The organism is Enterococcus ureilyticus, from assembly GCF_001730315.1.
GTDB classification, from domain to species: Bacteria; Bacillota; Bacilli; order Lactobacillales; family Enterococcaceae; genus Enterococcus_L; species Enterococcus_L ureilyticus.
Genome location: NZ_MIKC01000014.1, coordinates 25,314 through 36,681 on the forward strand (window position 1 = coordinate 25,314; position 11,368 = coordinate 36,681).

The following is an 11,368-nucleotide window of genomic DNA, read 5'->3' on the forward strand; positions in this document are numbered from 1 at the left end:
CTTGGTTATCGGTGATCATGGATGATTATAGCCGAACAATACATAGGTACTTTATTTCTTTTGATGCAACTTCAACTATTCATACCGCGTTAATGTTTCACCAAGCAATATGGAGAAAAGAAAATTCTGAATAGCCCAATTGTGGGATACCTGAAATATTTGATACAGATCACGGAAGTGATTTTACTTCCAGGAATTTAGAACAGGTTGCGATGGATTTAAAAATTCGATTAGTATTTTCTAAAAAAGGAGTTCCCAGAGGTAAAGGGAAAATCGAATGTTTTTGAGAATTAATAATGATTTTCCTATCTGCTTATTTAAGGTATTATCTAAGTTCAGTCTTTTTGCATGTTTTGATTTAATTCTCCTAGAATATCATACAACTCTTTTAGGTCATTCGATATATCTATTAATGACATGCCTAAATATGCAATTCCATGTCTGTAATTTTTTTTATCTTCAAGATTATCTTTTTTGATATCTACTTTACTTAAATAACTAATAGCACTATCCCATTTAGTAAAGTCTTCAGCCAAACTATCAATATTATTTTCTTTTACATCTTCTAGTCTGTTAGGGTCTATTAAAGACTTGTCATACTTATCGTTTATCTTAGACAATATCTGAAACACTAATTCTAGTTCTTCTTTCATATTAAAGTCCTTCCCACAGCTTTACTATATTTATCCAGATTAACTGTTCCATCTGAATAAATTTGATCGTTCTTTTTTAAATTACCTATTTTTTTATCTACTTTATATACAGAAATTAAAGTATCTTGGATATTATTTATCTACCAAAAACCAATGTTTTTGGTATAGATACTTAATTAAATAAAAAGGATAGAGAAATCCTTTATCCTTAATTTATTTTTGAGCAACTCTATTGAACACTCTAGAATCTTGTAACACCAGCGTTCAAAAAATGATCAATTGACTATACTCCATATCCATCAAGTTAAGAAAGAAACAGAGAAAATTATTATTCAAAATTGACAGAATTACAATAAGTTTTCTAATCTCGTGGGAAAAAGTACACACTAAAAAGGCCTTCTTTAGTAGATTTTTAAAAAGAAGGAACCAAAAGAATATTGAAAACCGTTGGTTTTTCATATCGTCGACACTTTGTCCCTAACCAATCAATTGTCGAAAAAATCTTGTGTAATAATTTAACCAATTTAGTTAGACGAGCTGAAGAAGTAAGTATAGCCCACATTTCTTCCATACCATGACGTATAATTCGAATACTTTTCAATTCACTAATTTCTCGTTGGTGCTTCTTATATAAAAATAGGCGCATTTGGAACCTTAATGACGTGCTGAGTAAAATAGATATTAATCAACCGTATAGCTGACAATTGAATCGTTGAGGTTTGCTTGTTTTTGTACGATGAATATTGAAGTAACTTTTCCATGTTTTAAAAATTAATTCCATTTGCCAGCGAAGAGAGTAGAGTTTTGAAATGTCATGTAAAGGCAGTTTATTACAAGGTACATTAGTAATAAAAAGGTTAAATTCACTCAATGCGATGGTCTTTTCTGAATAGTCAAATTTTAATGAAGTAGAAACTTTGACTTGTTTTTTTCTACGAACTTCTAATTGTTCAGGTGTCAGTCTATAAAGAACTAATCGACAAGGAGATAGACATTTTTTTCCTAAATAAACTTCTGGAATTTCAGCTGATTCTCCATAACTCAGAGTATCTAAGTAAGCATGTAAATCTACTTGTGAAAACTGTTCAGAAGGATTTTTCACGGTAAGATTTAATGTGAAGATAGTCGTATTCGCTTTAATTCGAGTTAAAAAATAAGCTTGTTGCTCATGCCAAAAAGCCAAATCAGTCAATTTAAAATAGCCTAGATCACGAATGCATAAATCATTTGGTAAAATAGAGTTTCTAGAATAAGGCAAGAATTGTCGGTCATTATTTTTCCCTGGACCGACATGAACATTAAGGAACTCTCCAGTACTTAAATTATATTCTAGCTGAATTTTTACGGATGCTTTTTTCCCACTGCCACCAGTCCAAGATATTGATCAGAAAACCTATTTGGTAGTTGAAATGCGGTGGAGTCAAGTAGTCTAATTCGCCTAAAATGAGGACTATAAGCATGCTTAATAACAGCTAAATCTGGTTGTTGTTTTTCTAGAATATACTGGAAAAGTAATGCCAAAAACTGTTCACTGTGATCATCAAATCGTTGATTCAGTCCTTCTGGACTGATCCTAACACCAAATTTCTCCCAAAGTGATGCACACATATCAGTAAGGGAAGATTCACCGATATTCTTTTCCTGAAAAACAAAAAGCCAAAGTAAATGATCAATAGTAAACGTCCGTTTTCGTTGGATCAGGTTAGACTTATGAGAAAGCTCTTGTATGACAGAAGGTGTGAAACAAGAGGATAGGTATTCCGCAATTTTTTTGAAAGAAGTCATAATTATCATGCCTTTCTTATCGACTATTTCTGTCATTATATCATAGGTATTTTCTTAACTTGATGGATATGACGTATACCCTATTGAACCTTTTTTTTGATTAGTTAAATTTTTAACAAAATAAACGATACCAAACGTGACTAAGAAAATAAGAATAGATAGTATAAAAGGCTTTTTGTTTTCTGATTTGGGTCTTTCTTCTAAATCGGAAACCTCATGTAAACTACTCGCCACTTAGCTAAACCTAAAGCTTCTTAACGCTTGAATTACTTTTTGTCTCTACGAAAAGCTGTCTAAAATATGATACTAATACTAATAGCAAAAAAGTTTGATTTATCGACAAAATATCAATCTTAAATTTTAGGGATGGTACTGGACGTGTTTCACTAATGTGGATAGAGGAAGTGAATGTCTGTAAGGACATTTATCCAGCATTACAATTATTCATCGATTTACTAAAAAATAAATGGAAGTTTACTTTAATTTTACAATTATACGTTATATTTAGTAAAGGGTTTACCTAACTAACAGAAATAAAGGAGCTTTGACAAATGAAAAAAACGTTATTTTTTTTAGCATTAGTATCATCATTTCTATACTCGAAAGACGCCCTAGCACATGAAGAAGTAAGTGACTCTAATTTAATAATCAATTCAGAAAAATTAGAGAGCACCCCGTCAATTGTAGAAGAAGGACATTTTAATTATAATGAATCAATTAAAACTATAGATTCCACTTTTGGTAATTTACAAAAAAAAAATAAGAAGTTAAACAATGAAGAACCCCTTGAGGAACATTCTACCATTCCTGATAGTGAAGACATTGATAATATACCTAATAAATCGGAAGAGCAGGGATTTGAAAAAATTCAGAATGAGAACACTAATTTTCAAGCGAATGATTTCCAAAATAATGATTTAATATCAAAATTACCCCCGGATCTTCAAAAAATAAACTCTCAAAATAATAAATTAGATTTAGTCCCCGAAAAAACTATGATAACCAGTGTTAAAAAAAACTCTTCTGCTGAGAGGGATGATACATCTTATGAAAGAGATCAAAACTACTTATCAAAAGATATAAAAAAAACATGGAACACCAGAGATATAGGAGCCTATGTCACACAAGACGGCTATTCTATAGCATCGAGAAAAGTATTCAGATCGGATAATTTGAGCAAACTTAGCGAGGAGGATATCCTTTACTTAGAAAATTTTAATGTAAGAACTGTAATAGATTTTCGTACTCCAGGTCAAGTAAAAAAAGCCCCCGACGTCCAATTAAATAATGCCACTATTCATCATTATTCTGTTCTTGGAAAAAAAGCTCTAGCCTACGGACAGGGGGATAGTTATTTTTATACAAGTGGTCAACTTCAATTCGGCGAAGCAGCAATTGAAAGTTATAAACGTTTTTTTTCTGATTTATTATCATTGAAAACTAATGAAAGCTTATTGTATCATTGTACCGCTGGAAAAGACCGTACTGGAATAGCTACAGTCCTATTGTTGACGGCTCTTGGCGTTGACAAACAAACAATTTACAGTGATTATCTGCTAACGAATTTTTATTATCAAAACACATATAGATCAAATAAAGAACTGGTCAAAAAAGCATGGTTAGATAAATATTATGATGATATTGAGAATGCTTACGGTTCTTTGGAAAATTATATTCGTGTTGCTCTAGAAATCGATGATTACACAGTGAATGAGCTAAAAAAATTATTATTGACTGATTATCGTACTACCTCCAATGAAGTTTTAATTTTAGAAGATAAAATACAATTAGAAGTAAGACCTTTAATTTTCCTTCAGGACCAGCTGTCCACTACTGAGTTGCAAACACAGACTATACCTTATGAAAACCAAAATCTCATGATAGATTTTGTAAAAGATTCTTGCTCAGTAAAAGAAAATAAACTTGTACCGGACAGGTATGTAGGTCTTGGAAACCTGCAAAACATTAATACTATAAATAAAAAAGAAATAGGTACTCCTCATCATCTCCCAAAAACTGCAGTAGTAGAAAATCGTGGTTTGGCTTTCTTGGGATCAATTCTGCTGATTTTGACCGGTATATTTTTTATATCACTCAAAAAATCATCACAGTAGTAAGCTTTCTTATTTGCTGAGTTGTAACATTGATTGCAACAATGAACCCATCAAAAATTTCTAGTAAAATGAGTCTAGGGCAACAAACTACTAGAAGTAATTTTGCTGGGTTCACACAAGAAGCTTACACGAGATGACCGAAAATGTATAGAAACAATGATCTCTGACGACAAAAGTATTCAAGAAATAGCAGCTCATATTGGTGTTCATCGAACAACGATTGATCGTGAGTTAAAACGAGTTTCTGAAGACTGATTTATAATGCAGAAAATGCACAATTAGACACGGAACTGATGTGCAATGCATGTGGAGTAAAGTCCAAATGGCCTTCTAAACTTGCTTATCAGATTGAATGTGATCTTGTAGATAGCTGGTCTCCTGAGCAAATTACTCATTCTCGTGATCCTGTCTCGTTTAAGACGATTTATCATTGACTATACAATGTATTTCTAAACGTGTCTAAGACACAAAGGCAGAAGACCAGACAAACCAAGCGGAAACACGAGAGAAAATAATTGTGGGCCATACCATTGGTGAACGAACTGTTCTGTAGCTGATCGTAAAGAGTTTGGGCATTGGGAATTAGATACAGTTGTTTCTGGTCGTGGGAAAAGCAAAGCCTGTGAAGCAACTTTTATCGAATGTTTTTGGTATAGGTGAATTTGAGAATATCAGACACAATCCGTTTGTGTTTGATTTACAGAGAAAATCTTTTTCATCTAGAAAAATGGAAAATTGAAATTTAACATGAAATGCTGCGCAATATTTAAAAATTCCTTCATATCAACTTTTCCAATAACTTTAACATTTCGATTTCCTTCAGACGTACAATCTAACGAATATACTTGTTTAGTGTTTACCTTACTGTCCTTTTGTAAAGCTTCACTACTTATTGGTAGAAAGTAAGGGCGTTTCTTTGTCGTAGAAGTTATTGGACAGACAATGATTAGATTAGAAGAAAGATTGTATTCATTGCGACTCATAACTATTGCTGGTCGTCTTTTTTTTATTTCACTACCTCTAGAAGGATCAAAGTTTATAGTTACAATATCGCCTTGTCTAATCATCTAGTTCAGTACCTTCTGGCGAAAAATTCATTGCTAATTTATCTTCACTATCTACGAACTCGCCTTTAATCGCATTTTGAAAAAAGTCTTCAGCTTTGGGAATTAATGAAATGATTCCTTCTTCATCTTTATAGTAGTAAAATTCTTGACCTTCTTTCACTGCTAACTTGCTTGCTAAAGTAACCATTATTGCATTGCCTTGTTTTCTTGCTTTTACTGTTTCCATGCTATCGCCCCCTTGTCCCCTTAATTATACCATGTAATTACATGTATTTACAACGATTTTCATGCTATAAATCTGACTCAACCTGCTTATTTAAGATTCTGATTATTTACACGTATAATTTACAAGAAAAAAGTGATCTAGCCATAGTTGCGTGTCAATTTCCTTTTTAAATGGCGGTGTTTTTGCCTCGATAAATGGCGGGATTTTTATTTTTTAATTTGGTAATAGAATAATTGAATAGGGCAATGTCTATAACTGTTCTATTAGGTAGTAACAAATTTCATTTTTATTTAACATAAATTATAAATCTATACAAAGAAAATCACTCAGTTGTTTTTGAGTGATTTTCTTTGCATATCTTAAGGTTTCATTTGAATGAAGTCTTTTTAAGAATTGAACTCCTTAATTTAGCTTCAAGAAGAGCAAAAACTTTTTAATAAGTTTTTACTCTGACTTTAGCTCTATATTTCATCAATTTCATATATTATTCTTAACATTCAAATTAGGTTTGTATTTCAACTTCTTTAACCATATTTAGATGTGTTAGTGCATAAACTGCTAGAGTTGGGTATTTACTCTTATGAATCATTTAGTCCGTCGAATACTTTTGTAGGGAGGTCGCGAATTGTTGATTTACACTATCTTGAATATTTTCTTTATCTTTGATTAATTCATGCAGCTTATCATAAATACTTTTGTAGATAATTTTATGAACTCCATGCTGCAGCATTTCCTCTGAGAACTCATCCATTTCAAATGTAGTATCGTCTTTAGGTACAACGACCAGAGAAATTAAGTCAAATATATCTTCTTTGCTGATTTGATCAATTGGAACCCAAGTTTCTCCACTTAAAAAGTATCCCTTATTATTATCAATTTTCAAGTATTTCATAGTTGTCTCTCCTTGTTTTGTATGTTTGTTCGCCCGCTTCAAGACAATTCAATTGCACAGATAGATTACTAACAGACATACCGTTAGACGCGCATAATTGTCTATCTGAAGGGAAGCCATAATAGATGTTAAATACAGGTTCGTCACGTACTAAAGTTCTTTGAGTATGCAAAATAAAATCAGGTTTTATAGACGCGCCTATTGTATTGTTGTGTGTTGAGACAAAAACAGGAATATGTTTAGAAATATCTTGTAGGACAGTGTTTATTTTACTGTTTAAAAACATATTATCAAAAGAAGATTCAGGCTCATCAATAAGTAGGAGATCGTATTTAAGTGAATCTTCTATTTTTTTGAGAAAATTATATTCTGCTCGTTGTCCCCCAGAAACAGGGTTCAGATCCTTGTTTAATATCTCAATTTGTATTTTAACAAAGTATTTTACAAAATCAGCTTGTTCTAAAATATCTTTGGTTTTTAAAGCTTGTAGGTAGTCAAATGGTTGGTCGTAAAACTTAAAGACTTCAATAAACGAAGTTTGTTTTTTTATGATGTTAAGCACTTCTTGAGCACCTTTAAAAGGCCTTTTTGATTTTCTGATTGTAAAATCGTAGACTTCCGTTTCGTCCAAGATAGTATCTTTTTGCAGTTCTTTGGTTATGTTATTGAACTCATTGATTATTAGAATTTCCTTTGCGATATCGGAAAAGTCTATATCAGATACTCGCTGGATTCTAGTTTTTAATTGTAAAGTTCCTTGTATATCTGCAATCAATGAATTTGTCCTCTCCTTAATAAAATTACTCATAAAAATTTTTCTATATTCAGCGACTAATCGATTTAGGAGTTTAATCAATGATTCCTGGGGTAGCTCTTCAAAAATGATACTCGAATATTCTTGATTATCAAGAATAATTTGGACGGATCTTATTAACTCATCCAGGGTGCCTAAAGATTTCGGTTTATAAGGTGTCTCTGAGAATAATTTCGCTTTAGCAAAAGAATCTTTCTTTTCCGTACTTTCGGCATTCTTAATTAATGATCGCAGATATTTGTTCACGTTGGATTCTGACTGTTTCGGATCAATAGAAGAAACTAGTGTTAAAATATCCTTGAACTCTTTCAGGAAGCTATCTGTAAATAGACTCTCATCTCTTAAAAGTTGTCGATTAAAATTCTCTCTGGATTCATCGTCACTTCGTTCGACTAATTCGAATTGTCTAATGTACTTTGTATTATTCGTTGAATGAGCTATCTCATTTAACAGATGAGTTTTTCCGGAGGATCGTTCACCTATCAGAACGTTTAATCCTGTAGATGCTACGACTTTTTCGGTTAAGTTAAAAAGATTTTTGCCCTCCTTCAGAGACAAAGCTACTTTTGATTTATCAGATAAAGTGTATTTTAAAGCGGCAAAGGTAATTTCAGAGACATTAATGTATGTTTGCTGCATACTAAAATTTACGAGATCTTCAGAAATACGTTGATCACTAAAAAAGACTGGTGTAAGATCGTCCTCTTTGTTTAGAAGTTCCACAAATTTTCGAACTGAACTCGTTTCACCTGTGGTAATTTTAGAATGTTGAGATAAATCTATAATTACAGAGTCAGATATTTCTGGTGATTTCATGTAATGAGGAATCAATAGATACTTTTTTAGTTCTTGTCTTGGGAAAATGTTATAAAATTCTTCTAATGTCAAAGTCGAGTTTTGATCTTTAATATGTGAATGTAAACTTTTACATTTTTCTGAAAAAGTTTGAATATTAGGCAAGGATTTATCTGATATAACTAAAATATGACCATTCTCAAGGTCGACCTCAACACCTGGAAAAACCGGAATATCTAGCTCTTGTTGGATTTGATCAAATTGATCGATATCAAAAGTATTATGATTTGTTATGGCTATAGCATCAAGCTTTCTGACGGACACATATTCCTTTAATTTTTTAATGGAAAATAAAAATTTTTTGGAATCACTAACTGTACTAATGGTATGAATATGCAAATCTATTTTTTTCAAGCTACTTTCTCCTTTCTATACTGGGTATACCTACCATTATTATAACCTAAAAAAGTGATTAGATTTAGCTTTTTGTAAAAAATAGAACATTGTTAAATCCTAGAGTAAAAATTATATAAAACAGACGCTCTACTCTTGAAATTTCCTCTTTAATTCTTCCAGAGTAAATTGAGAATTAAGATTAAATATACTTTCAATATCAATTGATAGGTTGGTTGAGATAGCTTAAGTAATTTGAGTCTATGTTTTGCTTTCTCATTTTTAAAAGGCTCTTAAATTCTTAACTAAGCTGAGGTGTCCAGAAAATGACCATTTTCTGCACACTTCTTTTTTTCACGTATTTTGTTCTAGTTTTTGACTATATAGTGTTCAAAAAGCCATAACAAAATCAATGCTCAATTAATTGTGTTGATTGAACATATGCTACAATCAAGTGAAAAGGAGTTGATCATTTTGAATATTGATTATGCACGAGTATTAACTGTATTACCAAATTTGGATTTTCAGGATGACAGTCTAAAAAAAATATGGCTGTGAGAAAATCTTTACAGATTATTTGAACGGCTCAAAAAGCAAACGTCCTGGTTTAGAAGCTGCGATCGAGTATGCGCGTGATGGAGACAAAATTGTTGTATGGCGATTAGATCGTTTAGGGAGAAATATGTAAGATTTAATCCCATTAGTAAATCGATTAAATGAACTAGGGGTGAGCTTCCATAGCACACAAGAAAATATCACAATGGATAAATCTAGTTCTGCAGGTCAATTGATTTTTCATTTATTTGCAGCTTTTGCGAAATTTGAAAGAAACTTAATCTTGGAACGATTAGCAGCTACCAGAGAAAGGGGATGTTTTGGTGGCAGACCTGAAAAACTTACTCAACAAGATATAGAATTACTGAAGACTTTAGTAGATAACGGTACACCAATTAAAACCATTGCGGACAAATGGAACATTTTTCGGACAACAGTTTATCGCTATTTAGAAAAATGAAGAAGAATCATTAAACGAAGTAACTTTGAACCATTGAGCTGTTTTAATGATGAACAACGAGCTGCTGTAGATATCTATAAAATCATTGAACCCAATATTATAGGGGAGATACCTTTATTACGTATCTCTAATGAAACAACTATTCCGCTAAGAACATTGCAATGCTGGAAAAACGGATATCAACAGTATGGTTTATCTTATTTGGTTCGAAGTCATCGATCAGATTCTGGATCTACGAAAGTCGAGACTACTGTACAATCGTTGATTGAGAATACACGATTAAGCAATCGACGAATTAGTATTGCTACTATTCATCGGAAGTCAGTGCACAATGTAATCAACAAAGCTTACCTGTTCCAATTTATACTATAGAATTGTTAAAATTATGCCTAATTCAATTATTGAACTAGCTCACCATGGAGTAAAGCCTTATTCAGAAAAATGCGACTTGGTTTATATTAGAGAAGCATAGAACAAAATGAGTTTTGGCAAGCAGATCATACATTGCTAGACATTGAAGTATTGATGAAAAAATGTAACGGCGACATCCTTGGTTATCGGTGATCATGGATGATTATAGCCGAACAATACATAGGTACTTTATTTCTTTTGATGCAACTTCAACTATTCATACCGCGTTAATGTTTCACCAAGCAATATGGAGAAAAGAAAATTCTGAATAGCCCAATTGTGGGATACCTGAAATATTTGATACAGATCACGGAAGTGATTTTACTTCCAGGAATTTAGAACAGGTTGCGATGGATTTAAAAATTCGATTAGTATTTTCTAAAAAAGGAGTTCCCAGAGGTAAAGGGAAAATCGAATGTTTTTGAGAATTAATAATGATTTTCCTATCTGCTTATTTAAGGTATTATCTAAGTTCAGTCTTTTTGCATGTTTTGATTTAATTCTCCTAGAATATCATACAACTCTTTTAGGTCATTCGATATATCTATTAATGACATGCCTAAATATGCAATTCCATGTCTGTAATTTTCTTCATCTTCAAGATTATCTTTTGTGATATCTACTTTACTTAAACAACTAATAGCATTATCCCATTTTGAAAAGTCTTCAGCCAAACTATCAATATTATTTTCTTTTACATCTTCTAGTTTGTTAGGGTCTATTAAAGACTTGTCATACTTATCGTTTATCTTAGACAATATCTGAAACACAAGTTCTAGTTCTTCTTTCATTTTAAAGTCCTTCCCACAGCTTTACCATATTTATCCAGATTAACTGTTCCATCTAAGTTTAAAATTGTTCTAAGGTTACCATTTGAGTCAAAAACTTCTAAGTGGTCTTTATGTAGACCATCTAAATAAATTTGATCGTTCTTTTTTAGGTTACCTATTTTTTTATCTACTTTATATACAGACTGTCCTTGATATTTCTTATTCGTTTTAGTAATGTTCCCTTTTATTTCCGATCCAAAATCCGTTTCAAAAAACTCTTTCATATTTGCAACAGCATTGTTATCTGGTTTGTAAGAATAGCCATCACCTAAACTACCCCAAGCACTTGTAAACACACCAGTTCCATGACCAGATATTGCTAATCCACTTGCATTAATTGCAGGAACAGCAACTACTCCTGCACCACCTGAAA

At 32.0% G+C, this 11,368-nt stretch carries 12 protein-coding genes and 1 pseudogene; 4 read left to right on the plus strand and 9 right to left on the minus strand.

From position 1 onward, the window contains the following. Positions 1 to 335 precede the first annotated feature (335 nt). The 3 genes from BCR24_RS08190 to BCR24_RS16440 all read right to left on the minus strand — a co-directional run bounded on the left by BCR24_RS08190 (position 336) and on the right by BCR24_RS16440 (position 2,438). Positions 336 to 653 carry a hypothetical protein gene (locus BCR24_RS08190; protein ID WP_069640072.1) on the minus strand — a complete coding sequence of 106 codons (318 nt, stop codon included), beginning with the start codon at positions 651 to 653 and terminating at the stop codon, positions 336 to 338. Positions 654 to 1,338: 685 nt separating this feature from the next. Then, positions 1,339 to 2,034 carry an IS4 family transposase gene (locus tag BCR24_RS16435; RefSeq protein ID WP_083244355.1) on the minus strand — a complete coding sequence of 232 codons (696 nt, stop codon included), beginning with the start codon at positions 2,032 to 2,034 and terminating at the stop codon, positions 1,339 to 1,341. Further along, positions 1,995 to 2,438, minus strand: a complete 444-nt coding sequence (locus BCR24_RS16440; RefSeq protein WP_141707039.1) for a hypothetical protein — start codon at positions 2,436 to 2,438, stop codon at positions 1,995 to 1,997. Before BCR24_RS16440 ends, BCR24_RS16435 begins: the two co-directional genes overlap by 40 nt. 551 nt (positions 2,439 to 2,989) lie before the next feature. Here BCR24_RS16440 and BCR24_RS08200 point away from each other — a divergent pair. Together BCR24_RS08200 and BCR24_RS17395 are read left to right on the plus strand one after the other, a co-directional pair. Beyond that, positions 2,990 to 4,552 (plus strand): tyrosine-protein phosphatase, encoded by a 1,563-nt coding sequence (locus tag BCR24_RS08200; RefSeq protein WP_069640073.1) that lies wholly within the window; start codon positions 2,990 to 2,992, stop codon positions 4,550 to 4,552. Between the two features lie 102 nt (positions 4,553 to 4,654). Continuing rightward, positions 4,655 to 4,807: a helix-turn-helix domain-containing protein gene (locus BCR24_RS17395; protein ID WP_157804693.1), complete on the plus strand. Its 153-nt coding sequence runs from the start codon at positions 4,655 to 4,657 to the stop codon at positions 4,805 to 4,807. A gap of 464 nt (positions 4,808 to 5,271) precedes the next feature. Here BCR24_RS17395 and BCR24_RS08205 read toward each other — a convergent pair whose 3' ends face one another. The 4 genes from BCR24_RS08205 to BCR24_RS08220 form a co-directional block, all read right to left on the minus strand. After that, positions 5,272 to 5,619, minus strand: a complete 348-nt coding sequence (locus BCR24_RS08205) for a type II toxin-antitoxin system PemK/MazF family toxin (RefSeq protein WP_069640074.1) — start codon at positions 5,617 to 5,619, stop codon at positions 5,272 to 5,274. After that, complete coding sequence (gene mazE, locus BCR24_RS08210; RefSeq protein ID WP_069640075.1) at positions 5,612 to 5,845, minus strand: type II toxin-antitoxin system PemI/MazE family antitoxin; 234 nt, start codon at positions 5,843 to 5,845, stop codon at positions 5,612 to 5,614. Before mazE ends, BCR24_RS08205 begins: the two co-directional genes overlap by 8 nt. A 589-nt stretch (positions 5,846 to 6,434) precedes the next feature. Next, positions 6,435 to 6,737, minus strand: coding sequence for a hypothetical protein (locus BCR24_RS08215; protein WP_069640076.1), 303 nt, complete (start codon positions 6,735 to 6,737; stop codon positions 6,435 to 6,437). Continuing rightward, the gene (locus BCR24_RS08220; protein ID WP_069640077.1) at positions 6,718 to 8,760 is read right to left on the minus strand and encodes a histidinol-phosphatase; all 2,043 of its coding nucleotides are present in this window, start codon (positions 8,758 to 8,760) and stop codon (positions 6,718 to 6,720) included. The genes BCR24_RS08215 and BCR24_RS08220 overlap by 20 nt, the downstream gene beginning before the upstream one ends. 453 nt (positions 8,761 to 9,213) lie before the next feature. Between BCR24_RS08220 and BCR24_RS08225 the strand changes: the two are divergent. Both BCR24_RS08225 and BCR24_RS16700 read left to right on the plus strand, forming a co-directional pair. Continuing rightward, positions 9,214 to 9,754, plus strand: a pseudogene (locus tag BCR24_RS08225) (recombinase family protein). Between the two features lie 33 nt (positions 9,755 to 9,787). Next, positions 9,788 to 10,126 carry a hypothetical protein gene (locus tag BCR24_RS16700; protein ID WP_141707038.1) on the plus strand — a complete coding sequence of 113 codons (339 nt, stop codon included), beginning with the start codon at positions 9,788 to 9,790 and terminating at the stop codon, positions 10,124 to 10,126. 512 nt (positions 10,127 to 10,638) lie between these two features. Here the strand turns inward: BCR24_RS16700 and BCR24_RS08230 are convergent. Next, on the minus strand, positions 10,639 to 10,956 hold the full coding sequence (locus BCR24_RS08230; protein ID WP_069640078.1) for a hypothetical protein: 318 nt from the start codon (positions 10,954 to 10,956) through the stop codon (positions 10,639 to 10,641). After that, positions 10,953 to 11,291: a hemagglutinin gene (locus BCR24_RS17090; protein ID WP_244884610.1), complete on the minus strand. Its 339-nt coding sequence runs from the start codon at positions 11,289 to 11,291 to the stop codon at positions 10,953 to 10,955. Before BCR24_RS17090 ends, BCR24_RS08230 begins: the two co-directional genes overlap by 4 nt. Positions 11,292 to 11,368: the final 77 nt, after the last annotated feature.